The following is a 26,810-nucleotide window of genomic DNA, read 5'->3' as shown; positions in this document are numbered from 1 at the left end:
CATGTGATTGCACTCATTCCAAAGTTCTAACCTGTAGCCGATGACAAATCAAATCCAGCAAAGCCATGGCTGCCCGGCATTGGACGCCGACCCCAGCGTCGGCGCATGCGAAAGGGTTCTGCCATGAACAAGCCGCGCCACGTCGTGATGCAGGTGGTGAAGCGCTCGTCGGGCAGCGCCACGCACCACGTCGAATTCCTGATGGATGACAACTTCGCGGAGCGCCTGCGGCAGCTGCGATCGTTGGTGCCGCCACTTGGCAGCCTCAACAAGCAGCGCGATCTGGTGATCGACAAGGTGCGGGTGAGGTTACCCAATGCGATCTGGCGCTCGGGCAACGAGATCGACATCGACGGCGGCGTCGAAGGCTCCTGCATCGTCATTGCGGCGGAGGGCTCGTTCAATTGCGGTGGCAAGGACCGCAAGACGCGCGAAAAGTTGGTGACCTACAACTTCTCGATCGCGCGCCTGGTCGAACTGCATGCCGAACGCCCGGAGGGCGAGACCCTCTACATCCGCGACGGCACCTTTGCCAACGACGAGCCGGCCGATTCGCCCGCCGGCCGTTGGGTCGCTTCGATGCACGAGCTCGAAGTGTTCATGCGCGTGCCCGATGCGCCTTCGGACTTCGACACCCTGCACGACCTGTCGCTGCGCCCTGAGCATCAGCGGCAGGCTGGCGGTGGGGGCGAGTCGCAGCAGCGCGCCAGTATTTACTGAGCAGCTGTTGCGGCGGCCTCGGGCACGGCGCCCACGGGCGCGTATTGCGAACGGTTGTCGGCCAGCCAGCGCGTGGACAGGCTGCTGTCCTGCTGCGCCGGATGAAAGTCGGCGCGCAGGTAGCTGCGCCAGCCGCGAAGGTTGCCGCGCAAGAGGCCGTTCTTGCTCAGCAGGATGCGCCCGGCGCTCTTCCAGGTCGCCCATTTCCAGAGCTGTTTTTCGTGGCGCAGGTTGTCCACGGTCTGGTGCATCAGGTCGCCGAGGAACATGAGCGTGACGCGGCGGAACCAGCGGGTGCGCCATTCGTCCGAGCCGCCCGCGGCCTTGTAGATATCGAAAGCCACCGTCTTGTGTTCCAGCTCTTCGGCGCTGTGCCACAGCCACATGGTGCGAAGGCGCGGCTCCGCGCCATCCAGCACCTCGGGATGGGCCAGCAGCCACTCGGCGAACATGGCCGTGAAGTGCTCGGTGGCTGCGGTCACCGCCAGCGCATGGCGCGGGTCGGCTTCCTCCATCAGCTTCAGGCGCTTGCTCGCGCGCGCCGTCCAGCCGTCCACCAGGCCCTGGCGCTCGAGATGGGTGTTGAACAGCGAGTGAATGCGTCGATGGGTGGCTTCCTGCCCTATGAAGCCGCGCACGTCGGCGCGATATTTTTCCTGCGTCTCCGGCGGCAGCGTGGCCACCGCATCGCGCACGGCGTCGATGAAGAACTGCTCGCCGAACGGGAAGCTCATCGACAGGGCGTTGAAGAAAGCGGTCGAGAATGCATCGCCGCCGCACCAGTTGCGGGCGAATGGCGATTGCAGGTCGATCAGAAGGCGGCGGACAACGAGTTCAGTCATGAAAACAATCCTCGGCAAAGCATGGGAACAAAGGTTGGTACATCTGCGTACCGCATGCCCTCATGGTGCGGATGTGGCTCGGTACTGTCAAGTACCGAGGCGTAGGAAAATGTACCGTTCATGAGCGCCACCATCGAGAAATCAACCGCCGCCAAGCCCCCCGATGGCTTGGCCATCGAACCCGCCGAGCACCGTGCCCGCCTGCTCCAGGGCATGGCGCAGGCCGTGGCCGCCAAGGGCTACGCCGACACCACCATCGCCGACATCGTGCGCGAAGCGGCCGTTTCGCGCCGCACCTTCTACGAGCATTTCAGCACCAAGACCGAATGCCTGATCGCGCTCTACGAAACCGCCAGCCACCTCGCGCTGCAGGCGGTGGGCGAGGCCTTCGATCCGGCGCAGCCCTGGCATGCGCAGGTCGAGCAGGCGCTGACCGCGTACTTCGACTATCTCGCGCAAGACCCGGTCCTGCTGCGCACCCTTTTCGTCGAAATTCTGGGTCTGGGCATGCCGGGGCTCCTGGCGCGGCGCCGGGTGAACGGCGAAATCGCCAGCTTCATCCAGGTGGCGATCAACAGCAGCGACGTCGAAGGCGAAACCGCAGCGCATGTGACGAGCGAAATGGCGATGACGGTGGTCGGCGGCATCAACGAACTGGTGCTGCAGGTCATCGAGCAAGACCGCGCCAGCGAGCTGCGCGCACTGGTGGCGCCCGCCACGCGGCTCGTGCGCGCCGTGGCCGCCGAGAGCCAACGCTAGCAGGCGCGTTCCCTGTCCGCCTTGCGCGGCGTCGCCGCGATCCACAGAGCCAGCAGCCCCGCAACGGCCAGCGCCAGCAAGGCCCCCAGGTAGGGCAGCACGTCGTGCAGCGGCGCGCCCATCTGGTTGAGCCGCAGCGACGCCTGAATGCCCGCCGTGCTCGGAAACACCCAGCGCAGCGCCTGCAGCGGCTCCGGCAAGGCCTCGACGGGCCAGGAGAACCCCGAGAGAAAAGCCATTGGCAGGGCAGTGAACAGCAGCACCTGCAGGGCCCGCTCGCGGTCCCGGAACCAGCACCCGAGCAGCAGGCCGACCGTGCAGATCGCAGGCACGTAGAAAAGCAGCAGCACCAGCGCACCGAATGGGTTGCCGCCCCGCGGGTAGTCCTGCAGGAAGAACACCCAGCCGAAGTAGAAGAGGCCGCTCAGCAACCCGAAGCCCGAGAGCGCGCCCAGGCGCCCGAGCCACGCAGCCATGCTCGCGCGAAGACGACCGGCCTCGGCCCAGGTACCGGCCAGCATCGCGGCGCCCATCAGCAGCGTCTGCTGCAGGATCAAAAGCGCCACCGCGGGCACCACATAGCTGCCGTAGCCTTCGGTCGGGTTGAACAGCGCCACGAGCTGGGTGTTGAGTGGGCTTCGGCTGCGCGCTGCCTGCACGGCGCTCTGGCCGCCGACCTGCAGCTTGCGGATCTCGACGCCGGCCGACACCGTGCCCACCGCCTCCGAAAAGCCGTACAGCACCGCCTTGTTCAACAGCGCATACGCGCCGTTGCCCTCGATGGTGACCACCGCCGGAATGCCGCGCAGCACATTGCGCCGGAGATCGGCCGGCAGCAGCGCATAGCCCTCGATGTCGCCGCGCCAGAGCGCCTCGCGCGCCTTCTGCACATCGGAGGTGACCATCTGCACGTCCAGGCGCGGATTGGCCATCGCAAAGCGCGCAATCTGCCGCGACAGCCCGCTGTGGTCTTCGTCGACCACCGCCACCGGCACGCGCGTGACCGCTTGCGTGCCGTAGGGCCAGGGGTAGAAGAAGCCGTAGATGATGGGCGCGATCAGCATGATCAGCAGCACGCCGTTGTCGCGCAGCACGGCGCGCACGGTGTCGCGCCAGGCGGCGCCCAGGCGGGTGCGCGTGCGGTCGCCGGTCATCAGCGGCCTCCCCAGGTGGCGGGTGCCGCCGCAGCACGCACCAGCGCAGCGGCCGATGCCGCCAGCAGCAAGGCCGTGCCCAGCACCATCCACAGCGGCGTATTCACCGAGTAGGCCAGCGGCGCCCCCATCTGCAACTGCTCCATCTGCACGCGGATGTAGTGCGTGTAGGGCAGCAGGTTTGCCCATGCCTGCGCGAAGAAGGGCATCGCCAGCAGCGGAAAGCCCACGCCGCCGAATGCGAAGGCGGGCGCGGTGATGAAGCCGGTCGCCGACAGCGCCGTGCGCAGCGACCGCGTGAGCGCCGAGACGAACGCACCGAGCGCGATGGAGAGCGCCAGGAAAACCACCAGCGCAAACAGCGTCCAGCCCAGCGATCCGACCGGGTGCCAGCCCCGGCCGGCCGTGATCCACAACATCGCCGCGATGCCGACCACCGAGAGGCTCGCCAGCGACAACACCAGCTTGCCGGCGAGCGCGGCCAATGCCTCGTGCCAGCGCGGCGCTGTGCCCAGCCATTCGGCGATGCTGCGGTCGCGCAGTTCGCGGCCCACGCCCCAAGCGCCGGCGGTCATGGCAAGGATGTGCAGCAGCGCCGGAATGAGCGCTGCCCCCAGGAACTGCTCGTAGTCCGTCGAGGTGTTGAACAGCGCCACCATGCTCGCCCTGATCGGCTCCATGCTCACGCGCGCGGCCGTCATCGACTCGCCGCGCTTGTTGCGCACCGCCAGCTCCACGCCGCCCGAGACCGTGGCCACCGCCGTGCGCACGTCGCGCTGGATCAGGCTCGAATGCGTGCCCAGTTGCGCGTTGTGCAGCAGCACGATCTGCCCGACGCGGCCTTGCTTCACATCGCGGCTGAGGTCGCGCGGCAGCTGCACGGCGGCATCGACCGCGCCGCTGGTCAGCGCGCGCGACATCTCGCCTTCGTCGGCGTAGTGCTGCTCGACGCGCAATCCGGGCATGGCGTCCAGAAATCGCACCAGCTGCCGCGAGAGCGCGGAGTGATCCTGATCGAGCACGCCGATCGGCAAGCGCTGGGGCAGGCCGGCCGAAAAAATCCACCAGATCAGAAACACGGCAAGCAGCGGCACCCAGGAGACCATGGCCAGGTCCCACGGACGGGTGCGCAGCAACGCGAACTCGCGCCGGGCGCTTGCTGCGGAAAAGCCCCGGAGGCTCATCGCCGTCTCGCGCCGCTCGTCAATAGACCAGCACGCTCATGCCCGGCCGCGCGCCTTCGATGGGCTGGAGCGGGCGCGCTCTCACCTCGAAGGTGCGCACGTCGAAGCCGGCCCCGCCGCGCGTGGCGCGCCAGGTGGCAAAGTCGGGCAGCGCGGCGCTGTAGTAGACCTTGAAGCGCGCGCGCAGCCGCCCGTCGATCTTCTCGTTGTCATTCACCAGCGCCGGCAGCCGGGCGTCGAACTCGCTGCCGACGGCAAAGCGGGCGAGCCGGTCTTCGCGCACGTTCAACACCACCCACTGGTCGTTCAGGTCGACCACGGTGACCACGGCCACGCCCTGCGGCGACAGCTCGCCGACCCTGGCAAGCACCTTGGCCACTTCGCCGGCCACGGGGCTGCGCAGCTCGGTCTCGGCCCTGGCGGCTTCGGCTTCCGCGACCACGCCCGCAACCTGGCGCGCCTGCGCGCTGGCGGCGGCCTTGTCTTCGGGGCGGGCGCCCGAGCGCGCCATGTCGTACTGGGCCTTGGCCGCGGTGGCGGCATCGCGCGATGCCTTCCAGTTGGCCTCGGCCTCGTCGCGCTTCTGGTCGGCGACCAGGCCTTCGCGCGCGAGGCCATCGACCCGGCGGAAGGAGGTCTGCGCCAGCTGCGCCGCGGTTTCGGCGCGCTGCCACTGCAGGCGCGCCATCTCCACTTCCTGCGGGCGGGCGCCGTTCTGCGCCTTGTCGGCAACGGCCTGCGCGGCCTGCTCGGCGGCCGTGGCCTGCGCGAGCTTGGCGCGGACCTCGGGGCTGTCCATGCGCACCAGCAGCGCGCCGGCCTGGATGCGGTCGCCTTCCTTCACCGCCACTTCGGCGATGCGCGCGGTGACCTTGCCGGCCACATCGGTCTCGCGCGCTTCCATCTGGCCCTGGAACACCTCGGGCGCAGGCTGCGAGGCGCGCCAGAAGCCCCAGACGAGCAGCGCCAGCACAAGCAGCGCGGCGGCAATGGCAATCAGTTTTCGGGTCTTGGCACTCATCTTCAATTCACCTTCACGTCGGCGCGCGCGATGTAGTCGGAAAACCTCTCTGACAGGCCCGCGCTTTCGAGCAGTTGCGCGAGCGCCTGCACATAGTCGTTGGCGGCCTGCGCGCGTTCGGTCAGCACCTTGGCCCGGTTGGTCTCGGCGTCGATCAGGTCGAGCGTGGTGCTGGTGCCTTCGCGCAAACCGGCCACGCGCAGCTTGACCACCTCGTCCGAGAGCTCGACGGAGGCCTTCATCTCCAGGTACTGGCGGCGCGCGTTCTCCAGCGCGCGCCAGTTGCGCTCCACCAGCAGCGAGATGTCGCTGCGCGCCTGCGCATCGGTGCGCTCGGCCTGTTCGACCTGCTTGAGCGACGAGGCCGACAGGGCGTTGCGGTCGACCGAGTCGTACAGCGTCCAGCGCACGCCCAGGCCGGCCACCCAATCGGCGTTGCCGCTCTTGATCTGCCGCGTGCCGAAGGCGATGACCTGCGGGCGGCGCAGCGCCTCTTCGCCCTCGTGCAGCTGCTCGGCCTGCGATTTCTTGGCCGCAACCTTGCCCAGGCCCGGGTGGCGCATGAGCGCCGAGTCGATGAAGTAGCCCAGCGGCTCGACCGGCGTGCTGATGACGAACAGCGGCGTCTGCGGCGTCACGCTGCCGTCGGCGCGCACCGTGCGGGCCAGGGCGATGGCGGCCAGCGCTGCGTCGTCTTCGGCCTTGCGCGCGTTGCGCCGGGCTTCTTCGTAGGCGGCGCTGGCCTGCAGCCGCTCGACGCGCGAGATCACGCCCGCAGCCAGCATTTTCTGCGCGGCCGCATCGTGCTGGGCGATGGTGCGTTCGGCCTGGGCGCGCAGCGTGGCGGCACGCTGGGCCAGCTGGGCGCCGAAGTAGCGCTGCACCAGCTGGGTGTCGACCTCGTGGCCGGCCTGCTCGGCATCGGCCTGCGCCTCGCGCGTTTGCGCCGAGACGAAGCCGCGCACCGCATCGGTCGCGCCGCCCAGGTAGATCGGCCAGACCGCCGAGACCGAGGCATTGCTGCCGGTGTCGTGACGGTTGAGCGTGTAGCTGTTGGGCAACTGGGGAATGGGAACGCGGGAGATGAACCCCTGGATCGACGGCGGCAGCGATTGCCCGATCTGGCCGAGCCTCTGGTTGAGCGGATCGAGGTCGAGATTCAGGTTGGCGTTGTACGCATAGGCCAGCCCCGACAAGCTGACCACCGGACCGCCGAGGCCCTTGAGGCCCTCGCTCTGCAGCTCTTTCGACTCGACGGCCGAGCGCGCGGCGGCAAGCTTGTCGGAGCGTTCGACCATGCGGGCGCGCGCGGCATCGAAGCTCAGGGGCAGGGCGTCCGGGCGGGCTTGCGCGAAGGCGTTGGCGCCCACCACGGCGGGGAGGAGCAGCAGGGCGTGCAGCAGAAGAGCGTGCAGCAGAAGAGGGCGGCGGTTGCTTTTCATCGGTTCATGCGGCCTTGCGCAGCAGGGCGTCGAGCTCCTGCTGCAGGATCACGGGAAACGCGGCCTGGACCGCGCCGGTGGCCAGGGGGCGGGCTTTTTCGAGCAATTGCGCCGCGCGTTCGGCCTGGCCGGTGTCGCCCGACAGCAGGCCGTCGGCCAGCGTGCGCAGCCAGTGGCGCGCCACGGTGCGCAGCGTGCGCGCCATGGTTTCCTGCATGCCGATGGCGTCTTCGAGCGGCAGGCCGAGCGCCGCGAGCTGTTCGGCGACTTCGCCGAGCGCGGGGCTGAGCATCTGCACCTGGCCGTCGGGCAGCTCGCGCATGAGCCCGGCCTTGGTGGCGCGGGCCAGCAGGGCGGGCGTCATCTGGCCGTTCCACTTGGCCGCGAGCGCCTCGGCCGACACGATCATCGGGGTTTCTTCGGCGAAGAGGCTGCCCGAAACCGAGCGCGCCACCGCAACCAGATCGGGCCAGGCCGAGGCCGGCGCGCGGCCGAAGATGCGGCGGATCGCTTCGATGCCGAAGCCCTGGTCGCGCAATGCGCGGATCAGCGAGAGGCGCTGGGCATGGTCGTCGGTGTAGAGGCCCAGCCGTCCCTGGAGACGGGGCGGCGGCAGCAGTCCGGCCGAGGTGTAGGCGCGGATGTTGCGCACCGTGACGCCCGTGCGCGTTGCCAGCATCTCGATGGAGATTTCCGGGGCGGCAACGGCGGGGGCGGCGGAAGCATTCATGTGACAGAGTTTATGTTACATAGAAAATGTTTCATAACTCCGGCGCCGCGCGGTCAAGGATTCAGCGCATTCTTCAGCCCGGCTTCTTTTGCGCCGGGTCGTAGAAGAACTGTTCCTCGGCGATGCGATCGCCCTCCCAGCGTTGCCAGGCGATTTCTTCCATGCGCATGGTGCCGCCGCCCTTGAAGCTGAAGTCGAAGATCCAGTGGATGGCCACGTGGTCGCCGTTCACGAGCACGGGCCGCACGCAGGTGGAAGTCACCGACTCGGTGCGTGCGAGCACCGCGCTTTCCTGCGCAACCAGCGTGCTGCGCCCGCCCCGAGGCTCGGCCTGGTTCTCGCGCATCGTGGCGTCTTCGGTGTAGTAGTCCTCGATGACCTGCGCGTGGGCCCCGCCCTCGACGGCGGCGATGAAGGCTTCGAGCCGTGCGGGCGTGGGCATTCGCCAGACCTCAGGACTTCACCTTGACTTCGACGCGGCGCGCCTCGGACGCGGGGCCGTCGGCCTGCGACTGTTCGGGCTTGGCCAGCTCGATCTTGTCTTCGGGCGCGCCCGCGGCCTTGAGCGCATCGCTCACGGCCATGGCGCGCTGCTTGGCGAGCTCGGCGTTCTTGGCCGGGTCGCCGCTGGCATCGTGGTAGCCGCTCACCAGCACCGTGCTGCCGCTCTGCACGGCCTTGATGACGTCGGCCAGCGCCTCCTTGGCGTTGGGCGCCACCTCGGCGCTGGCGCTCGCGAAGTAGAACCTCACGATGCCGTTCTCGACCTTCACCGCGGCGGCTTCGGCTGCAGCAACCGCACCCGAGGCAACGGCCGCAGCCGGTGTGGCCGGGGCCGTGGCCGCAGGTGCCATCGCGGCGGTCGGCGTCTCTACCTTCGCCGGCGCCATCGCAGCCGCATCGCCGGCGTGGAACTTCACCACCAGCGGCACGATGAGCAGCGCCACGATGTTGATGATCTTGATCAGCGGGTTCACGGCCGGGCCGGCGGTGTCCTTGTAGGGGTCGCCCACCGTGTCGCCGGTGACGGCCGCCTTGTGCGCCTCGGAGCCCTTGCCGCCGTGGTGGCCGTCTTCGATGTACTTCTTGGCGTTGTCCCAGGCGCCGCCGCCGGTGCACATCGAAATGGCGACGAACAGGCCCGTGACGATCGTGCCCATCAAGAGCCCGCCCAGCGCCTTCGGTCCCAGCACCAAGCCCACGACGATGGGCACCACCACCGGCAGCAGCGACGGAATCATCATTTCCTTGATGGCCGCGCCGGTCAGCATGCTCACGGCCTTGCCGTACTCGGGCTTGCCGGTGCCTTCCATGATCCCGGGGATCTCGCGGAACTGGCGGCGCACTTCTTCCACCACCGCACCGGCTGCGCGGCCCACGGCTTCCATCGCCATCGCGCCGAAGAGGTACGGAATCAGCCCGCCGATGAAGAGGCCGACGATCACCATCGGGTCGCTCAGGTTGAAGCTGATGTTCAGCCCGAAGCTCTCCAGCTTGTGGGTGTAGTCGGCAAAGAGCACCAGCGAGGCGAGGCCGGCCGAGCCGATGGCGTAGCCCTTGGTCACCGCTTTCGTCGTGTTGCCGACCGCGTCGAGCGGGTCGGTCACGGCGCGCACGCTGGCGGGCAGGTCGCTCATCTCGGCGATGCCGCCGGCGTTGTCGGTGATGGGGCCGTAGGCGTCCAGCGCGACCACGATGCCCGCCATGCTCAGCATGGACGTCGCCGCGACCGCAATGCCGAAGAGGCCGGCCAGCGAGTACGAGGCCAGGATCGCGATGCACACGAAGATCACCGGCCAGGCCGTCGAGCGCATCGACACGCCCAGGCCCGCGATGATGTTCGTGCCATGGCCCGTGGTCGAGGCCTGCGCGATGTGCTGCACCGGCTTGTACTGCGTGCCGGTGTAGTACTCGGTGACCCACACCAGCGCGGCGGTGAGCGCCAGGCCCACGAAGCAGGCGCCGAACAGCTTGAGCTGGCTGCCGCTCGCGGCAATGGCGTTGTCCGGAATGATCCAGGCCGTGACGAACCAGAACGCGATCAGCGACAGCACGCCCGCCACCGCCAGGCCCTTGTAGAGCGCCGGCATCACGTTGACCATGCCCGGCGACGCCTTCACGAAGAAGCAGCCGATGATCGACGCGATGATCGACACGCCGCCCAATGCGAGCGGGTACAGCACCGCGTTGATTGGCGCCGTGGTGACCATCAGCGCACCGAGCACCATGGTGGCAATCAGCGTCACCGCATAGGTCTCGAACAGGTCGGCCGCCATGCCGGCGCAATCGCCCACGTTGTCGCCCACGTTGTCGGCGATCACCGCCGGGTTGCGCGGGTCGTCTTCCGGAATGCCGGCCTCGACCTTGCCCACCAGGTCGGCGCCGACGTCGGCGCCCTTGGTGAAGATGCCGCCGCCCAGCCGCGCAAAGATGGAGATCAGCGAGGAGCCGAAGGCAAAGCCGATCAGCGGATTGAGGATGGCCGCGAGCGTGTGGTCCGCCTTGGGCGCGCTGCCGGCCAGGAACCAGTAGAAGCCCGTCACGCCCAGCAGGCCCAGGCCGACCACGAGCATGCCGGTGATGGCGCCGCCGCGGAATGCCACGTCCAGCGCCGGGCCGATGCCCTTGGTGGCTGCCTGCGCCGTGCGCACATTGGCGCGCACCGACACGTTCATGCCGATGAAGCCGCAGGCGCCCGAGAGCACCGCGCCGATGATGAAACCGACGGCGGTGGTGAGGTCGAGGAAGAGGGCGATCAGGACCGCCAGAACCACGCCGACCACCGCGATGGTCGTGTACTGCTTGGCCAGGTAGGCCGAGGCGCCGGCCTGGATGGCAGCGGCGATTTCCTGCATCCGGGCGTTGCCCGGGTCCTTGGCGAGAATCCAACTTCGGGCCCAGAAACCGTAGCCGACGGCCACGAGGCCGCAGACGAGGGCGAGTATCAGGGGGGTGTTGCCGATCATGCTTTGCTTCTCCATTCGTTCGTTGTGACTTGTGGAGACGGACAGCATGGATCCTGCGCGCAACGCGTACGGGATCCAGGTTTTCCGTCGCGTTGCTTCCTCGAAGCTCGCTGCACCGAGGTGCGGAGCCGATTGGCCAACGGTTGCAATTTACAGGCAAAAACGCGGGCGTGTGCGACCGTGCGGTGACACGGAAAGTAAACTCAGGGTTTGTCCCGGTCTCCCCCATACTTTTCAACTACTCGAAAAACGTCATGTCCTTCGACAAAGTCTCCCCCGGCAAGAACGTCCCCGACGCCTTCAACGTCGTGATCGAAATCCCCATGAATGCCGACCCGATCAAGTACGAAGTCGACAAGGAATCGGGTGCGATCTTCGTGGACCGCTTCATGACGACGGCCATGTACTACCCCGCCAACTACGGCTACGTGCCGCAGACCCTGTCGGGCGACGGCGATCCGGTCGACGTGCTGGTGATCGCGCCTTACCCCCTGCTGCCGGGCGTGGTCGTGCCCTGCCGTCCCCTGGGCATCCTGCTCATGGAAGACGAAGCCGGCGTGGACGGCAAGGTGCTGGCCGTGCCCACCGACAAGGTGCTGCCGATCTACAGCCACTGGAAGTCGGTGGACGACGTGAACCCGATGCGCCTGAAGGCCATCAGCCACTTCTTCGAGCACTACAAGGACCTGGAAGCGGGCAAATGGGTCAAGGTGCTGGGCTGGGAAGGCATCGACGCGGCGAAGAAGGAAGTCGTCGACGGCATCGCCGCCTACAAGAAGTAAGTCACTCCCGCTTGAAGGGCGAGCGTCGCGGGTCGCGCACATAGGTGCCGGCCAGCGATGAGGTGCAGTCGGGTGCGTCGGCGACCGTGATGCGGTCGGCCGAAAACTGGAAGGTGCGGGTGCAACGCCCGCCGTCCGGCACCTTCATGCGTCGCCCGGCATCGAGCACGTCCCTGGCCTGCAGCAGCATGTTGCCGCGTGGGTCGGGGCAAACGTAGATCTCCACATCGAGCGCGCCGCCGTCCCCCGGGGTGACGTCCAGGAAGCGGCCGTCCTGCGGGCACTGGCCCTGCACATAGCGGCCGGTCCACGGCAGCAAAGGCTGGCCGAGAAAGGCGATGCGGCGTTCGTAGTCCTGCTTCAGGCACTGGGTGTCGCCCTTGCATTCGCGGTTGCGCACGGCGATCCAGTCGCGCTGATCTCGCCGCAGGAAGGCCGCCCATTGGCCGGCATCGGGCGTTTCCAGCTGACGCAGGTAGAGCGCGGCCAGGGCTTCGTCCTGCCGCGAGAGGCCGGGATCCGCGCAAATGGCTTTTTCGGTGGCATTGCCGGCCTTGGCGCAGTCGAAGCTGGCGGCGGTGGCCAGGCCGGTGCCGGCCAGGCAGAGCGCGGCGAGGGCAAGGCGGGTGATGGAGCGCATGGGGTTCTTTGCTCTAGAGCTGGGCTTTGCTGGCCCGGATGCTAGAAGAGTCGCCGCACGCCGTCGATGTGCCGAACGGACAAGGGCGCTATGCCCTTGGACAGAGACGCCTCAGCCCCGGACCGCGTCGCCGGCCAGCCGCATCCACTCGCGATTCACCGAACGCGCATGCGCATTCCAGTGCCGCGCCGCCTGTTCGAGTTCGTTCCAATGGCGCTGCGCCCCTGCGGCATCGCCTTGCTGCGCCAACCAGGCGATGTAGCGGGCGCGGGCCTCGACGGTGTTGTATTGGGTCAGCGCAGCTTCAAAGGCTTCGCGTGCTTCCGCCTGGCGTCCGTCGGCGGCGAATGCGCGTGCGATGAGCAAGGCGACCTCGTCCCTGCGGTAGTCGTTGCGCGTGGCGCGCAGGGCCTCCAGCGCCAGCAGCGATTCGCGGCCTGCGGCCGCACCGCCTGCGGCGAGCAGTGCGTTGGCCAGGCCGAGCTGCAGTTCGGGGTCGGAGGCGAGCGGGCCTTTCAATGCGTCGCGATAGTGACCGACCGCATCGGCAGCCTGGCCTCTGTCGAGCGCGGCTTTGGCCAGGCGCAGCTTGTTCTGGGCCGTGGGCGCGAGATCGTAGGCCTCGGCCGCCGCGCGGTATTCGCGCTCGGGGTCGATGAAGCCGATGGCCGCGCTGGCGACCTTGCCGGCGGTGCGCTGCATGCGCGAGGCAGGCAAATACTCGACCATGAAGTACACGACGCTGCCCAGCAACGGAAAGCTGAACAGGATGATGAGCCAGTACATCTGCTTGCCGTGGCGCATGGCATGAACGGCGAAGAAAAGCGCAATGAGGACGTGCAGCCCCAGTCCGACGAATGGCATCGAAAACCCCTCCTGTTGTCTGATATTGGGCGCGTTTATAGCAGCCCTCGGAGGCAACTCGAAAGCTCCGTCAGCCGGCCTTGAACGGGCTGCGCTCGCCCAGGTGGTCCATGTAGTTCTCGATGCCCGCGCCCTCGCGCTCAAGAAAGCGCTCGACCGCATCGGAGAACGCCGGGTGCGCGAGCCAGTGGGCGCTGGTGGTCTTGACCGGCATCAGCGCGCGTGCCATCTTGTGCTCGCCCTGTGCGCCGCCCTCGAAGCGCCGTGCGCCGTGCGCGATGCACCAGGCCAGCGGCTGGTAGTAGCAGGCCTCGAAGTGCAGGCAGTCGACGCGCTCCAGCGCGCCCCAGTAGCGGCCGTAGGCAACGAGGGGTTCGTCTTTCTGCGTGGAGAGCGCGATCAGGCTGGCGGCCATCGGCTTGCAGTCGCGCTCGGCGATGAACAGCAGCCAGGCATCGGGCAGGGTGTTGGCCATGCGCTGGAAGAAGTCGCGCGTGAGGTAGGGCGGGTTGCCGTGCTCGCGGTAGGTGCGCTCGTAGCAGCGGTAGAAGAAATCCCAATCGGCTTTGGAAATGTCCGCGCCGCGCGACCAGCGAAAGCTCACGCCCGCGTCTGCGACCTTGCGGCGCTCCTGGCGGATCTTCTTGCGCTTGTCGTGGGCGAGGCTGGCGAGGAAGGCGTCGAAATCCGGATACTCGACATTCGTCCAGTGAAACTGCACTGTATTGCGCAGCATGAGCCCGGCTTCGGTGCAGGCGGCAATGTCCGCATCGGCGCCGAACAGCAAATGCAGAGAAGAAAGTTCTTCCTGCTTGCACCACGCCACCATCGCCTGCACCAGCAGCGTGCGGCTCTGCGCATCGCGCGCCAGGAGGCGCGTGCCGGGCACCGGCGTGAATGGCACGGCGACCACGGCCTTGGGGTAGTAGGCGAGCCCGTGCTGCTCGTAGGCGTTGGCCCAGGCCCAGTCGAAGACGTATTCGCCGTAAGAGTGGTCCTTGATGTAGAGGGCGCAGGCGGCTTCCAGTTGCGTGCCGCGCCACAGCGTGACGAACTGCGCCGTCCATCCGCTCGCGGGCGACGCGCTGCCGCTTTCGTGCAGCGCCAAGAGGTATTCGTGGCGCATGAAAGGCGAGGGCTCGGCCTGCACGGCGAGCAGTGCATTCCAGGCTTTGGCGCTCACCTCCGACGGTGACGCCAGAACCCGAATAACATAATCGTTCAAGCCTTTTTCTTCCTTCTGTATGACGCTCAAGCTCGCCATCGCGCAACTCAATTTTGTGGTGGGCGACCTTGCCGGCAACGCGAAAAAGATCGTCGATGCCGCACGCCATGCCCATGCGCAAGGCGCGCGCCTGCTGCTGACGCCCGAACTCTCGATTGCCGGTTATGCGGCAGAAGACCTTCTCCTGCGTCCCGCCTTCACCGAAGCCTGTGATGATGCCGTGAAAGGCATTGCCGCCGCTTTGGCCGACCTCAAAGACATGGTCGTGGTGGTGGGCCATCCGACCGGCGGCAGCCTGCGCAGCCGCTCGGTGGCGGTGCAGATGCGCCACAACGCAGCCAGCGTGATCAAGGAAGGCCGCATCCTCCAGACCTATGCAAAGCGCGAACTGCCGAACTACCAGGTGTTCGACGAGCGCCGGTATTTCACGCCGGGGCAGGGCACCTGCGTGTTCGAGGCGGGCGGGGTCTCGGTCGGGCTGCTGATCTGCGAGGACGCATGGTTCGACCAGCCGGCCGAACTGGCGCGCGCGTCCGGCGCGCAAGTGATCGCGGTGATCAACGCCTCGCCCTACCACGTGGGCAAGGAGGGCGAGCGCGTCGCACGCATGGCCGACCGCGCGCGTGCGGTGGGTCTGCCGCTGGTCTATGCGCACCTGGTGGGCGGGCAGGACGAGGTGGTGTTCGACGGGGCTTCGTTCGCGGTGCAGGCCGATGGCACGCTGGCGATGCAGGCCGAGAGCTTCCTGGAGCAAGTGATCTTTGCCCAGCTGGAACAGGCACCGCAGGGCGGCACCGGCTTCGTGTTCGAGGCGGCGGCCATTGCGCCGGCGCGCGATGCCGAAGCGCAGCTTTGGGACGCGCTGGTGCTGGGCGTTCGCGACTACGTCGGCAAGAACGGGTTTCCCGGCGCCATCCTGGGGCTGTCGGGCGGCATCGACTCCGCATTGGTGCTCGCCATTGCCGTCGATGCACTCGGCAAGGACAAGGTGCGCGCGGTGATGATGCCTTCGCCCTACACGGCCGACATCAGCTGGATCGACGCGCGCGACATGGCGAGCCGCCTGGGCGTTCGCTACGACGAGATCTCGATCAGGCACACCTTCGAGTCCTTCAAGGATGCGTTGGCAGGGGAGTTCGAGGGGCGGCCCGAAGACACGGCCGAGGAAAACATCCAGGCCCGCATCCGCGGCACGCTGCTCATGGCCCTGTCGAACAAGTTCGGCGCCATCGTGCTCACCACGGGCAACAAGAGCGAAATGGCCACCGGCTACTGCACGCTCTACGGCGACATGGCGGGCGGCTTCGCGGTCATCAAGGATTTGCTCAAGACCACGGTGTTCGCCCTGGCACGATGGCGCAATGCCCACGACCCGTACGGCACCGGCATGGAGCCGATTCCCGAGCGGATCATCACGCGTCCCCCGAGCGCAGAGCTTCGGCCGGACCAGACCGACCAGGACAGCCTGCCGCCCTACGACATCCTCGATGGAATCCTGGCACGCTACATGCAAGATGACGAGGGCATCGACGAGATCATTGCCGCGGGCTACGAACGCGCGGTGGTCGAGCGGGTCGCGAGGCTCATCAGGATCAACGAATACAAGCGGCGCCAGGCGCCGGTAGGCATCCGGGTCACCCATCGAAGCTTCGGCAAGGATTGGCGTTACCCTATCACCAGCAAATTCAACGAAACCGCCGGAGCACCCAAACCATGAAGCAGATCACCGCCATCGTCAAACCCTTCAAGCTCGAGGACGTGCGCGAAGCCCTGGCCGAAGTGGGCGTCACCGGCCTGACCGTGACCGAGGTCAAGGGCTTCGGTCGCCAGAAGGGGCACACCGAGCTCTACCGTGGCGCCGAGTACGTGGTCGACTTCCTGCCCAAGATGAAGGTCGAAGTGGTCGTCAACGAGGGCGACGTGGAGCGCTGCATCGAGGCCATCGTCAGTTCCGCGCGCACCGGCAAGATCGGTGACGGCAAGATTTTTGTGACCGAGGTCGAGCGCATCGTGCGCATCCGAACCGGCGAAGAGAACGAAAACGCTGTTTAAAGAACAAAAAGCCCCGTCGACCGGGGCTTTTTGTTGAGTGGCTTGTTGTGAAGCAACAGCCCCCTTGAAGGGCCTCAGAGGTTTTCCGACAGCCTGTCTTTGCGCGAATGGAGCGGCACCGCAGCCCGCAGCGCCGCGAGCAATTCGCCCGGTTCGGTGCCGTTGCGCACCAGGTCCATCTGCCACTCGCCCATGAAGCCCTCGCGTACGCTGTGCGCCAGGAAGTCGAGCAGCTTGTCGTAGTAGCCGGCGGTATTGAGAATGCCGGTCGGCTTGTCGTGGTACCCCAGCTGCCGCCAAGTCCAGATCTCGAACAATTCCTCGAAGGTGCCGATGCCGCCCGGCAGGGCGATGAAGGCGTCGGCACGCTCACCCATCATGGCCTTGCGCTCGTGCATGGTGTCGACCACGTGCAGTTCGTCGCACAGCGGATTGGCCAGTTCCTTGTCGACCAGGGCCTTGGGGATGATGCCGACGACGCGGCCGCCGGCCAGGCGGGTGGCTTCGGCGACCGTGCCCATCAGGCCGGTGCGGCCACCGCCGTACACCAATTGGCCGCCGCGTTGGCCGATCCACTGGCCGACGGCGCGGGCTGCCTCGGAAAACTCAGGGCGCTCGCCGGGGCGCGAGCCGCAATACACACAGATCGAAAATTCAGGATTCATCCCGCCATCATGCCTCGGGACGCGGGCCCGCTCATGACACGAAGCGCGACCACAACGCCGCCGCCCAGATGCCCCCGCAGAGCGTGAGCGACAGCAGCACCGCGGCGCTCCCCATGTCCTTGGCGCGCTTGGAGAGGTCGTGCCATTCGGGGCCGATGCGGTCGATGGCGGCTTCCACGGCGGTGTTGAGCAGCTCGACGATCATGACCAGGATGGCGCTGCCGGCGAGCAGCGCCACCTCGACCCAGCTGCGCCCGAGCCAGAAGGCGGCCGGGATCATCACGATCGACATGATGGCTTCCTGCCGGAAGGCGGGCTCGCTCCAGCCGGCGCGGAGTCCGTGGAGCGAGATCAGCGTGGCGTGGAAGACGCGTTCGAAACCCTTGCGGGCCTTTTGCGGATTGACCGCGGGATCGGGGAGATTGGGCAAGGCACTCATCGGCGGCTCATGGGCTTGGAGGTGATGAGCCGCGTACCGGCCCAGGCGTCGTGCCAGAACTGGCGCTCGGGATGAAATCGTGCAAGCACCGCCCAGACGGCGATCCAGCCAAGCAGCAGGACCATGGTTTCGACGGCCGGCACGCCCAGCAGGGGGTGCAGTGCCAACGGGGGCAGGAGCCAGACCCAGCTCAGGATGTAGCGCACGAATGCGCGCGATTGGGAGAGCGGGCGACCTTGCCGGTCAACGATGCGGATATTCCAGGTTTTCATGCCCAGTGTCTGGCCCTTGCACCAGAACCAGACGAAGTACACGCCGAAAACCACGAAAAGGTAGCCCAGCAGCAAGGGCCTGCGCGTCTCGTCCATGGCGTTGCGCATCTGGCTGAGGGCGCTGAACAGCCAGCCGGCCGTCATTGCCACCGCGAACAGCAGCATGCCTTCGTAAAGCCAGCAGGCCATCCGGCGCCACAGGCCTGGCACGCCGGGCACTGTCGAAAGAGAGGCGCCGGTTGCCGGTGTGTTAGGCGAGGCGGCCTGGTCGGGCCTTGGAGCCTCGGAAGAACTGCTGGAAACCATCGAGGCCTTGCGGTCAGGGGGCGGAAGGGAGTTGCTCGGCGGCCGGGACCGGGGCCGGAACCTGGGCCTCGGCAGGAACCGGCGGCGATGCGGCGTTGGCGCGGGGTGGCGCAAAAGCCGGCGCTGCGCTGGCCGCAGGCGTCCGATCGGTCGGGGGCGACGCCAGGACGCTGGCTGCCGGGGTGGCCGTAGGGGAGGGGGCCAGCAGGATTCTGGGCGTGTGCTGCCCGGGCGGTGTGACGGCCGGAACGGGCACGAGTTTCTGGGAGGAGACCGGTCGAATCGGAATGGCCGCACCGCGCGGCTTGGCCGGGGCGCGCTCGGCGAGCCTGCGCTTTTCTTCCTCGCTCAGCGCCTGGTATTGCTCCCACTTGGCCTTGCGTTCATCGGCCGGCACGCGTTTGACCTCGGCGAAGTTCAGGCGCGCCTGTGCGCGCTGCTGATTGCTCAGGGCGGCCCACTCGATCATCCGGCTGTGCAAGGTGACTCGATCATCGGCAGCCATGTTCGCGAAGTTTCGTGACAGTGCCAGCCACTTGCGTTTTTGCCCCGCGTTCATCGCGGTCCAATGCGAAACGAGCGGCTTCAGGGCCTCTTGCTGCTCGGCGGTGAGTTCGCTCCAGAGCGGCTTCGTTGCCGCCGCGACCTTGGCGGCGCTGGCTGCGGCAGTCGGCCCGGCAGTTGCGGAGGCGTTGCTTGCCTTGCCCGCATCGGCGTGATGCGGCTGGGCGCTGGCGACGGTCAGCCCGAAGGCTGCGAGCGCAAGCACGCTCGTCCAAACGACTGCGCCCGCCGTGAGCGGGCGCAATGGGCGGGATGTGTGTGCGCTGGAATTGGAGCGGCGTCGCATTCGGTCGGTGAGGAATTCTTCAGTCGGAGGCGCCGTCGGCCTTCAGGAATTGGGCAAAGCCCGGATCGGTGTAGGCGGCGGGCGGCAGGTCGCCGGTGAGGAGAGCCGAATCGACCTCGGCCAGCTCGCTGGCGCGGTCGTCGTCCTGCATCACGCTGATGGTGATGAGGCCGGCGACGAGCGCGAGCAGCGGCACCACCGATCCGATGCGGGTCCACCAGCCGCCGCCCATGGTGAGCGTGTGATTCGACTGCATCACCTCGGGCGCGGTTCGCAATTGCGCAGGCTGCTTGCGCGCAGCGACGGCCTGTGCGCGCGCCACGCGCAGACGCTCGCCGATGTCGTGCGAAAGCTCCTGGTTGCCGGCAGACAGCCGGGCAGCCAGCCGCTGGCCGAACTGGTCTTCGGCTGCGTGAGAAGAAGAGGTTGGAACCTTAGTGTTCATAGCGATATTCCCTTGGCCTTGAGCGCCTTGCTCAGAGCGTGAACGGCTCGCGAACAATGGGTCTTGACGCTGCCCTCGGAGCAGCCCATTGCTGCGGCCGTCTCTGCGACGTCCATTTCCTCCCAGTAACGCATCAGGAAAGCCTCGCGTTGACGGCCCGGCAATGCCGCGATCTGCTCTTCGATCTCGTGGAAGACCTGGGCGCGGCGCGTGGTGTCCTCGGCGCTCTCGGTTTCTCTGGAGTCGGTTGGCGAGACGAAGTTCTCCAGCAGATCGAAATCGCCGTCGTCGTCGACCGATTCGAAATCGCTGAGGTTCGAGAAAAGGGCGCGCCGGGTTTTCTGGCGGCGGAACCAGTCGAGCGTGCAGTTCGACAGGATGCGCTGGAACAGCATCGGCAACTCGTTGGCCGGCTTGTCGCCGTAGTGCTGCGCGAGCTTCATCATGCTGTCCTGCACGATATCGAGCGCCGCTTCTTCGTCCCGCACGTGATAGACCGAGCGCTTGAAAGCGCGTCGTTCGACGCTTTTCAGGAAGTCGGAGAGTTCTTGTTCAGTGGCCAAGCGAGAGAGGGCGCGCAGGGGGCGCCGCATGGGAAGGGATGTCGAGCGAACGCTGATGGTTTTACGGCGGCGATTATGCCCCGCAGCCTTTACGGGCGACCTGAAGCGAATCTGAACCGCGGGGTGGTGTCATAATCCGCGCTGCAAGTCAAAAGGCAAACGGGTCAAGGTCCGGCGGAACATCAGTCCGCTCATGGCTATGGCCTCAAGTCCTGGCGCGGCCCCACAAGGGCTGGCAAGGGGCACCCAAGGTTTTTCGTTCCCGAAAAAACTCCAAAGGTTGATCATGGAAATCTCGAAGGCGGAAATCATCTCCGCAGCAGCCGCGTCCTCTGGCGCCGGCAATCCCACGCAAGAACTCATGGGCGCTGAAGTGCTCATCAAGGCACTGCAGGCCGAAGGCGTCCAGTACGTCTGGGGCTATCCCGGCGGCGCGGTTCTGTACATCTACGACGCGTTCTACAAGCAGGACACCATCCAGCACGTTCTGGTGCGCCACGAGCAGGCAGCCGTTCACGCGGCCGACGGCTATGCGCGCGCCACCGGCGAGGTGGGTGTGGCGCTGGTCACCTCCGGCCCCGGCCTGACCAATGCGGTCACCGGCATCGCCACGGCGTACATGGACTCCATCCCGATGGTGATCATCTCGGGCCAGGTGCCGACGGCGGCCATTGGCCTCGATGCCTTCCAGGAATGCGACACGGTCGGCATCACCCGCCCCATCGTCAAGCACAACTTCCTCGTCAAGGATCCGAAGGATCTGGCCATGACGATGAAAAAGGCCTTCCACATCGCACGCAGCGGCCGTCCGGGGCCGGTGGTGGTGGACGTGCCCAAGGACGTTTCCTTCAAGAAGACGCCCTACGCCGGCTACCCCGACAAGGTCGAGATGCGCTCGTACAACCCGGTGCGCAAGGGGCACGGCGGCCAGATCCGCAAGGCGCTGCAGCTGTTGCTGACCGCCAAGCGCCCCTACATCTACACCGGTGGCGGCGTGCTGCTGGGCAATGCCTGCAACGAACTGCGCACCCTGGTCGACATGCTCGGCTACCCGGTCACCAACACGCTCATGGGCCTGGGCGCCTATCCGGCGAGCGACCGCAAGTTCCTGGGCATGCTGGGCATGCACGGCACCATCGAAGCCAACAACGCGATGCAGAACTGCGACGTGCTGCTGGCCGTGGGCGCGCGCTTCGACGACCGCGTGATCGGCAATCCCAAGCATTTCGCGACGAACGAACGCAAGATCATCCACGTCGACATCGATCCGTCGAGCATCTCCAAGCGCGTGAAGGTCGACATCCCGATCGTCGGCGACGTGAAGGACGTGCTCACCGAACTGATCTCGATGATCCGCGAGAGCACCACCCGGCCCGACGCCGGCGCGCTGGCCGACTGGTGGAAGACCATCGAGACCTGGCGCGCGCGCGACTGCCTCAAGTACGACCGCGGCAACAAGGACGTGATCAAGCCGCAGTACGTGGTCGAAACGCTCTGGAACATGACCAAGGACGCCGACGCGTACATCACCTCGGACGTGGGCCAGCACCAGATGTGGGCCGCCCAGTACTACCGCTTCGACGAGCCGCGCCGCTGGATCAATTCCGGCGGCCTGGGCACCATGGGCGTGGGCATTCCCTACGCCATGGGCATCAAGCTCGCCAAGCCCGATTCGGAAGTGTTCACCATCACCGGCGAAGGCTCGGTGCAGATGTGCATCCAGGAGCTTTCCACCTGCCTGCAATACAACACGCCGATCAAGATCTGCTCGCTCAACAACCGCTACCTGGGCATGGTGCGCCAGTGGCAGGAGATCGAATACTCCGGCCGCTACAGCCACAGCTACATGGACGCACTGCCCAACTTCGTGAAGCTCGCCGAGGCCTACGGCCACGTCGGCATGCTGATCGAGCGTCCACAAGACGTGGAGCCCGCGCTGCGTGAGGCGCGCAAGCTCAAGGACCGCACGGTGTTCATGGACTTCCGCACCGACCCCACCGAGAACGTGTTCCCGATGGTGAAGGCCGGCATGGGCATCACCGAGATGCTGTTGGGCTCTGAAGATCTTTAAACCGATCTTCGGCGCATTCGCTTAACTCTTTACTGACGAATCTATTGCCCGCCGAGCCCGCGCATTACCGTGCACGGGGGAGGGCGGCGAAAGCGAAAGCTTCCGCGCAGGCGAAAAGAGGAGTCACGCAAACATGAAACACATCATTGCAGTGCTGCTGGAAAACGAGCCGGGTGCTCTTTCCCGCGTGGTGGGCCTTTTCTCGGCCCGTGGCTACAACATCGAATCGCTGACCGTCGCGCCCACCGAGGATCCAAGCCTCTCGCGCATGACCATCGTCACCAATGGGTCGGACGACGTGATCGAGCAGATCACCAAGCATCTGAACCGCCTGATCGAAGTCGTGAAGGTCGTCGACCTCACCGAAGGCGCCTACACCGAGCGCGAGCTCATGATGGTGAAGGTGCGCGCGGTGGGCAAGGAGCGGGAAGAAATGATGCGCATGGCCGAGATTTTTCGCGGCCGCATCATCGACGTCACCGACAAGAGCTACACCATCGAGCTCACCGGCGACCATGGCAAGAACGACGCTTTTCTTGAAGCGATCGACCGCGGCGCCATTCTGGAGACGGTGCGCACCGGCGCCAGCGGCATCGGACGCGGCGAACGCATCCTGCGGGTCTGAAACCATGATTTCGGAGCTCAGTCGCCGCCCGTTCGGGCTGAGCTTGTCGAAGCCCCCGCGCAAGCGGGGACTGCATTGAGCCCTTCGACAGGCTCAGGACGAACGGCACAACACACTGCAACTCGCACATCTATCTGGAGAACATCATGAAGGTTTATTACGACAAGGACGCGGATCTCAGCCTCATCAAGGGCAAGACGGTCGCCATCATCGGTTACGGCTCGCAAGGTCACGCACATGCGCAGAACCTGAACGACAGCGGCGTGAAGGTCGTGGTCGGCCTGCGCAAGGGCGGTGCCTCGTGGGACAAGGTCGGCAAGGCCGGCCTGCAGGTCGCCGAAGTGGCCGACGCCGTGAAGGCTGCCGACGTGGTCATGATCCTGCTGCCCGACGAGCAGATCGCCAACGTCTACAAGAACGACGTGGCGCCGCACATCAAGGAAGGCGCTTCGCTCGTCTTCGCGCACGGCTTCAACGTGCACTACGGCTTCGTGCAGCCGCGCGCCGACCTCGACGTGTGGATGGTCGCTCCCAAGGCCCCGGGCCACACCGTGCGCAGCACCTACACCCAAGGCGGCGGCGTGCCCCACCTCGTGGCCGTGCACCAGGACAAGACCGGCAAGGCGCGTGACCTCGCGCTGAGCTACGCCACCGCCAACGGCGGCGGCAAGGCCGGCATCATCGAGACCAACTTCCGCGAAGAAACCGAGACCGACCTGTTCGGCGAACAAGCGGTTCTGTGCGGCGGCACCGTCGAGCTGATCAAGGCCGGCTTCGAAACGCTGGTGGAAGCCGGCTACGCGCCCGAAATGGCGTACTTCGAATGCCTGCACGAGCTCAAGCTGATCGTCGACCTGATCTATGAAGGCGGCATCGCCAACATGAACTACTCGATCTCGAACAACGCCGAGTACGGCGAGTACGTCACCGGCCCGCGCATCGTGACCGACGAGACCAAGAAGGTCATGAAGCAGGTGCTCAAGGACATCCAGACCGGCGAATACGCCAAGAGCTTCGTGCTTGAAGCCGCAGCTGGCCAGCCCGCGCTGATCAGCCGCCGTCGCCTGAATGCAGAGCACCAGATCGAAGTCGTCGGCGAAAAGCTGCGCGCGATGATGCCCTGGATCAAGAAGAACAAGCTGGTCGACCAAACCCGGAACTGAAGCCCCCCGGCTTTTCACTTCGCTTCGCTGCGTGTAATTCGCCACCCCCCGAGGGGGAGGTGCGGCTCGCCTTGGGGCGGCCCGGCGGCGGCCGCCTCGGTCGTCTTTGAAGCACGCAGGTCATAGGGCCACCCGTTGCGGTGGCCCTTTTGTTTGACAGGGGCGGGTGAGTCCCCTGAACTACACTGCGAAGCATGCGACCTACAGATCAAAACGCTATCGATTGGATAGCTGCCAACGCAGTGCCCATGAGGGATGGAGGCAATTTCAATGCATGACGACACGCTTCCCGACGATGTGCAGCCGCGCAAGCGTCGCAAGGGCATCTACATCCTGCCGAACCTGTTCACGCTGGCTGCGTTGTTCGGCGGCTTCTATTCGGTCGTGATGGCCATGAACGCGCGCTTCGATCTCGCTGCGCTCGGCGTGTTCGCCGCCATGATCCTCGACAGCCTGGACGGCCGCGTCGCGCGCATGACCAACACGCAAAGCGCGTTCGGCGAGCAGATGGATTCGCTGTCCGACATGGTGTCGTTCGGTGCTGCGCCGGCGCTCATCGCCTACGAATGGTCGCTCAAAGGCCTGGGCCGCTGGGGCTGGATCGCAGCCTTCGTTTACTGCGCCTGTGCGGCATTGCGGCTTGCGCGTTTCAACGTGAACACCGGCGTGGTCGACAAGCGCTGGTTCCAGGGGCTGCCGTCTCCGGCAGCGGCTGCGCTGGTCGCGGGCTTCATCTGGCTTGTGAACGAATGGGGCAAGCGCGGCGGCGAGGTGCTGTACCTCTCTTGGACGCAGATCACCTGGGTCACCTTCGCGTTCACGCTCTATGCGGGCCTCTCGATGGTGACGAACGCGCCGTTCTACAGCTTCAAGGACGTGCAGATGAAGAAGAGCGTGCCCTTCGTCGTGATCGTGCTCATTGCGCTGGGCATCGCGGTCATCAACATCCATCCGCCGACGGTGCTGTTCGGCCTCTTCGTGGCCTACGGTCTGAGCGGCTATGTGGTCTACGCGTGGCGCAAGGCCAAGGGCCAGCCGGTCAGCGTTATCAGCACCTCGACCGAGGAGCCCGACGAGCGGGGCTTGCATAACTGACAGTGGCCTGTGCTACATTCGCAACCCTCATGACCAAGATTTCGCTGCTGGCCCTACTAGCCCTCCCTCACGGGCGGAGACGGTAGCGCACGCGCAAATCCCTCACTACGGCCCGTTCGCACCAGCAACGGGCCGTTTGTTTTTGGGGTTGCTGGTTGATTGCCAACCACCACAGAGAAATCGACATGCTCAAGCAACCTCAAGCCAAATACCGCGCATTCGCCCCGATCGGCCTCAAGGACCGCACCTGGCCCGATGCCGTTCTGACCAAGGCACCGATCTGGCTGTCGACCGACCTGCGCGATGGCAACCAGGCCCTGGTCGAGCCGATGGATATCGCGCGCAAGATGCGCATGTTCGAGACCCTCGTGGCGATCGGCTTCAAGGAAATCGAAGTCGGCTTTCCTTCGGCGTCGCAGGTCGAATTCGACTTCGTGCGCAAGCTCATCGAGGAAGACCGCATTCCCGACGACGTGACGATCCAGGTGCTGACGCAGGCGCGTGACCACCTCATCGCCCGCACCTTCGAATCGCTGCAAGGCGCGCCGCGTGCCATCGTTCACCTTTACAACGCCGTGGCGCCGGTGATGCGCCGCGTGGTCCTCGGCATGGACGAAGACCAGATCGTCGAACTCGCCAGCAGCCACGCGCGCATGTTCAACGACTTCGCCGCCAAGCAGCCGGCCACGCAGTGGACCTTCCAGTATTCGCCCGAAATGTTCTCGGGCACCGACGTCGTGTTCTCCAAGCGCGTGGTCGATGCGGTCACCGAAGTCTGGGCGCCGACGCCCGAGCGCAAGTGCATCGTCAACCTGCCCACGACGGTCGAGCATTCCACGCCGAACATCTTTGCCGACATGATCGAGTGGATGCACCGCAACCTCGCGCGCCGCGATTCCATCGTGTTGTGCGTGCACCCGCACAACGACCGCGGCACCGGCACGGCCGCCGGCGAGCTGGCCTTGATGGCGGGTGCAGAGCGCATCGAAGGCTGCCTCTTCGGCAATGGCGAGCGCACCGGCAACCTCGACCTCGTGAACGTTGCGCTCAACCTCTACACGCAGGGCGTCTCGCCCGAGCTGGACTTCTCGAACATCGACGAGATCCGCGCAACGGTCGAGCACTGCAACCAGATTCCCGTCCATCCGCGCCACCCGTACGTCGGCGACCTCGTCTACACCTCGTTCTCCGGCTCGCACCAGGACGCGATCAAGAAAGCCTTCGCCGCGCGCAAGGAAGGCGACATCTGGGACATGCCCTACCTCCCCATCGATCCGAAGGACGTGGGCCGCAGCTACGAGGCTGTGATCCGCGTGAACAGCCAGTCCGGCAAGGGCGGCATGGCCTATCTGCTCGAGAGCGAGTACGGCCTCGAGATGCCGCGCCGCCTGCAGATGGAGTTCATGCAGAGCGTGCAGCGCGTGATGGATGTTGCGGGCAAGGAACTCACCGCCGCCGACCTCTGGCAGCTCTTCGTGAGCGAGTACGGCATCGAGACCGCGCAGTCGCTGCAGCACCGTGTGATCGAGGAAGAAGGCGAGGGCGCCAACGCTTCCGTGGTTCTGCGGGGCGACCTGCCCTGGGACGGCGAAACCCGTGCCATCGAAGGCCGCGGCAACGGCCCGATCGACGCTTTCACGCAAGCACTGAGCAAGGCCACCGGCCATACCGTGCGCGTGATGGACTACCACCAGCACGCCATCGGCGCGGGAGCAGATGCGAAGTCGGTGGCCTACCTCGAACTGCGCGTGGACGAGAGCCAGACGCTGTTCGGCGTCGGCATCGACGCCAACGTGATCACGGCGTCGCTCAAGGCCATCGTCTCGGGCGTGCAGCGTGCGCGGAGCCGGGGCGCGCACAGCGCACAATCGGTGGTTGAAGTCGCCTGAAGGCATGACCCCCACGCTCCCGCACTGCGTGTCGTCGCTGCCCCCC

General features: G+C 66.2%; 27 protein-coding genes. 10 read left to right on the top strand and 17 right to left on the bottom strand.

All coding sequences use genetic code 11. The features are described 5' to 3' along the window. Positions 1-123 precede the first annotated feature (123 nt). Positions 124-720 (top strand): hypothetical protein, encoded by a 597-nt coding sequence (locus ABIC90_RS06905; RefSeq protein ID WP_354353343.1) that lies wholly within the window; start codon positions 124-126, stop codon positions 718-720. On the opposite strand, the gene ABIC90_RS06900 is transcribed toward ABIC90_RS06905, so the two are convergent. Beyond that, positions 714-1,562: a metal-dependent hydrolase gene (locus tag ABIC90_RS06900; protein WP_354353342.1), complete on the bottom strand. Its 849-nt coding sequence runs from the start codon at positions 1,560-1,562 to the stop codon at positions 714-716. The two genes, ABIC90_RS06905 and ABIC90_RS06900, sit on opposite strands and share 7 nt — an antisense overlap. 120 nt (positions 1,563-1,682) lie before the next feature. Here ABIC90_RS06900 and ABIC90_RS06895 point away from each other — a divergent pair, with 120 nt between their 5' ends. Beyond that, the gene (locus ABIC90_RS06895; protein ID WP_354353341.1) at positions 1,683-2,321 is read left to right on the top strand and encodes a TetR/AcrR family transcriptional regulator; all 639 of its coding nucleotides are present in this window, start codon (positions 1,683-1,685) and stop codon (positions 2,319-2,321) included. On the opposite strand, the gene ABIC90_RS06890 is transcribed toward ABIC90_RS06895, so the two are convergent. The 7 genes from ABIC90_RS06890 to ABIC90_RS06860 all read right to left on the bottom strand — a co-directional run bounded on the left by ABIC90_RS06890 (position 2,318) and on the right by ABIC90_RS06860 (position 10,818). Then, on the bottom strand, positions 2,318-3,475 hold the full coding sequence (locus ABIC90_RS06890) for an ABC transporter permease (RefSeq protein WP_354353339.1): 1,158 nt from the start codon (positions 3,473-3,475) through the stop codon (positions 2,318-2,320). The two genes, ABIC90_RS06895 and ABIC90_RS06890, sit on opposite strands and share 4 nt — an antisense overlap. Continuing rightward, positions 3,475-4,659, bottom strand: a complete 1,185-nt coding sequence (locus ABIC90_RS06885; RefSeq protein ID WP_354353338.1) for an ABC transporter permease — start codon at positions 4,657-4,659, stop codon at positions 3,475-3,477. Before ABIC90_RS06885 ends, ABIC90_RS06890 begins: the two co-directional genes overlap by 1 nt. 19 nt (positions 4,660-4,678) lie before the next feature. Beyond that, positions 4,679-5,680: an HlyD family secretion protein gene (locus tag ABIC90_RS06880; RefSeq protein ID WP_354353336.1), complete on the bottom strand. Its 1,002-nt coding sequence runs from the start codon at positions 5,678-5,680 to the stop codon at positions 4,679-4,681. Positions 5,681-5,682: 2 nt separating this feature from the next. After that, positions 5,683-7,122, bottom strand: coding sequence for a TolC family protein (locus ABIC90_RS06875; protein WP_354353335.1), 1,440 nt, complete (start codon positions 7,120-7,122; stop codon positions 5,683-5,685). Between the two features lie 4 nt (positions 7,123-7,126). Beyond that, positions 7,127-7,852, bottom strand: coding sequence for a MerR family transcriptional regulator (locus ABIC90_RS06870; protein ID WP_354353334.1), 726 nt, complete (start codon positions 7,850-7,852; stop codon positions 7,127-7,129). Between the two features lie 73 nt (positions 7,853-7,925). After that, complete coding sequence (locus tag ABIC90_RS06865; protein WP_354353333.1) at positions 7,926-8,294, bottom strand: nuclear transport factor 2 family protein; 369 nt, start codon at positions 8,292-8,294, stop codon at positions 7,926-7,928. Between the two features lie 10 nt (positions 8,295-8,304). Then, the gene (locus tag ABIC90_RS06860; protein ID WP_354353332.1) at positions 8,305-10,818 is read right to left on the bottom strand and encodes a sodium-translocating pyrophosphatase; all 2,514 of its coding nucleotides are present in this window, start codon (positions 10,816-10,818) and stop codon (positions 8,305-8,307) included. A gap of 254 nt (positions 10,819-11,072) precedes the next feature. Here ABIC90_RS06860 and ppa point away from each other — a divergent pair, with 254 nt between their 5' ends. Further along, positions 11,073-11,600 carry an inorganic diphosphatase gene (gene ppa / locus ABIC90_RS06855; RefSeq protein ID WP_354353331.1) on the top strand — a complete coding sequence of 176 codons (528 nt, stop codon included), beginning with the start codon at positions 11,073-11,075 and terminating at the stop codon, positions 11,598-11,600. A gap of 1 nt (position 11,601) precedes the next feature. On the opposite strand, the gene ABIC90_RS06850 is transcribed toward ppa, so the two are convergent. The 3 genes from ABIC90_RS06850 to ABIC90_RS06840 all read right to left on the bottom strand — a co-directional run bounded on the left by ABIC90_RS06850 (position 11,602) and on the right by ABIC90_RS06840 (position 14,329). Next, complete coding sequence (locus tag ABIC90_RS06850) at positions 11,602-12,240, bottom strand: lysozyme inhibitor LprI family protein (protein ID WP_354353330.1); 639 nt, start codon at positions 12,238-12,240, stop codon at positions 11,602-11,604. A gap of 111 nt (positions 12,241-12,351) precedes the next feature. Next, on the bottom strand, positions 12,352-13,104 hold the full coding sequence (locus ABIC90_RS06845; protein WP_354353329.1) for a hypothetical protein: 753 nt from the start codon (positions 13,102-13,104) through the stop codon (positions 12,352-12,354). Positions 13,105-13,174: 70 nt separating this feature from the next. Next, positions 13,175-14,329 carry a GNAT family N-acetyltransferase gene (locus tag ABIC90_RS06840; protein ID WP_354353328.1) on the bottom strand — a complete coding sequence of 385 codons (1,155 nt, stop codon included), beginning with the start codon at positions 14,327-14,329 and terminating at the stop codon, positions 13,175-13,177. Between the two features lie 19 nt (positions 14,330-14,348). On the opposite strand from ABIC90_RS06840, the gene ABIC90_RS06835 reads away from it, so the two are divergent. Continuing rightward, complete coding sequence (locus ABIC90_RS06835) at positions 14,349-16,046, top strand: NAD+ synthase (protein WP_354353326.1); 1,698 nt, start codon at positions 14,349-14,351, stop codon at positions 16,044-16,046. Further along, positions 16,043-16,381 carry a P-II family nitrogen regulator gene (locus ABIC90_RS06830; protein ID WP_307700799.1) on the top strand — a complete coding sequence of 113 codons (339 nt, stop codon included), beginning with the start codon at positions 16,043-16,045 and terminating at the stop codon, positions 16,379-16,381. Before ABIC90_RS06835 ends, ABIC90_RS06830 begins: the two co-directional genes overlap by 4 nt. Positions 16,382-16,455: 74 nt before the next feature. Here the strand turns inward: ABIC90_RS06830 and ABIC90_RS06825 are convergent, their stop codons facing one another. The 6 genes from ABIC90_RS06825 to ABIC90_RS06800 all read right to left on the bottom strand — a co-directional run bounded on the left by ABIC90_RS06825 (position 16,456) and on the right by ABIC90_RS06800 (position 19,921). Then, positions 16,456-17,046 carry a TIGR00730 family Rossman fold protein gene (locus tag ABIC90_RS06825; RefSeq protein ID WP_354353325.1) on the bottom strand — a complete coding sequence of 197 codons (591 nt, stop codon included), beginning with the start codon at positions 17,044-17,046 and terminating at the stop codon, positions 16,456-16,458. 31 nt (positions 17,047-17,077) lie between these two features. Further along, positions 17,078-17,485 (bottom strand): diacylglycerol kinase, encoded by a 408-nt coding sequence (locus tag ABIC90_RS06820; protein ID WP_354353324.1) that lies wholly within the window; start codon positions 17,483-17,485, stop codon positions 17,078-17,080. Continuing rightward, the gene (locus ABIC90_RS06815) at positions 17,482-17,946 is read right to left on the bottom strand and encodes an RDD family protein (protein ID WP_436318173.1); all 465 of its coding nucleotides are present in this window, start codon (positions 17,944-17,946) and stop codon (positions 17,482-17,484) included. The genes ABIC90_RS06820 and ABIC90_RS06815 overlap by 4 nt, the downstream gene beginning before the upstream one ends. A 130-nt stretch (positions 17,947-18,076) precedes the next feature. Beyond that, positions 18,077-18,832: a DUF3106 domain-containing protein gene (locus ABIC90_RS06810; RefSeq protein WP_354353322.1), complete on the bottom strand. Its 756-nt coding sequence runs from the start codon at positions 18,830-18,832 to the stop codon at positions 18,077-18,079. A gap of 100 nt (positions 18,833-18,932) precedes the next feature. After that, complete coding sequence (locus ABIC90_RS06805; RefSeq protein WP_354353321.1) at positions 18,933-19,358, bottom strand: DUF3619 family protein; 426 nt, start codon at positions 19,356-19,358, stop codon at positions 18,933-18,935. Beyond that, positions 19,355-19,921 carry an RNA polymerase sigma factor gene (locus ABIC90_RS06800; RefSeq protein ID WP_042579950.1) on the bottom strand — a complete coding sequence of 189 codons (567 nt, stop codon included), beginning with the start codon at positions 19,919-19,921 and terminating at the stop codon, positions 19,355-19,357. The genes ABIC90_RS06805 and ABIC90_RS06800 overlap by 4 nt, the downstream gene beginning before the upstream one ends. 286 nt (positions 19,922-20,207) lie before the next feature. On the opposite strand from ABIC90_RS06800, the gene ABIC90_RS06795 reads away from it, so the two are divergent. The 5 genes from ABIC90_RS06795 to leuA all read left to right on the top strand — a co-directional run bounded on the left by ABIC90_RS06795 (position 20,208) and on the right by leuA (position 26,764). Next, positions 20,208-21,992 (top strand): acetolactate synthase 3 catalytic subunit, encoded by a 1,785-nt coding sequence (locus ABIC90_RS06795; RefSeq protein WP_354353320.1) that lies wholly within the window; start codon positions 20,208-20,210, stop codon positions 21,990-21,992. 133 nt (positions 21,993-22,125) lie between these two features. Beyond that, complete coding sequence (gene ilvN, locus ABIC90_RS06790; RefSeq protein WP_354353319.1) at positions 22,126-22,617, top strand: acetolactate synthase small subunit; 492 nt, start codon at positions 22,126-22,128, stop codon at positions 22,615-22,617. A gap of 146 nt (positions 22,618-22,763) precedes the next feature. Further along, positions 22,764-23,780 (top strand): ketol-acid reductoisomerase, encoded by a 1,017-nt coding sequence (gene ilvC / locus ABIC90_RS06785; RefSeq protein ID WP_354353318.1) that lies wholly within the window; start codon positions 22,764-22,766, stop codon positions 23,778-23,780. Between the two features lie 270 nt (positions 23,781-24,050). After that, complete coding sequence (gene pssA, locus ABIC90_RS06780) at positions 24,051-24,875, top strand: CDP-diacylglycerol--serine O-phosphatidyltransferase (protein ID WP_013540986.1); 825 nt, start codon at positions 24,051-24,053, stop codon at positions 24,873-24,875. Positions 24,876-25,060: 185 nt separating this feature from the next. Continuing rightward, complete coding sequence (gene leuA, locus ABIC90_RS06775; RefSeq protein ID WP_354353317.1) at positions 25,061-26,764, top strand: 2-isopropylmalate synthase; 1,704 nt, start codon at positions 25,061-25,063, stop codon at positions 26,762-26,764. Positions 26,765-26,810: the final 46 nt, after the last annotated feature.

This window comes from Variovorax boronicumulans, assembly GCF_040544675.1.
Taxonomy (GTDB): domain Bacteria; phylum Pseudomonadota; class Gammaproteobacteria; order Burkholderiales; family Burkholderiaceae_C; genus Variovorax; species Variovorax boronicumulans_D.
This window is presented reverse-complemented; position numbering and strand designations above follow the sequence as displayed.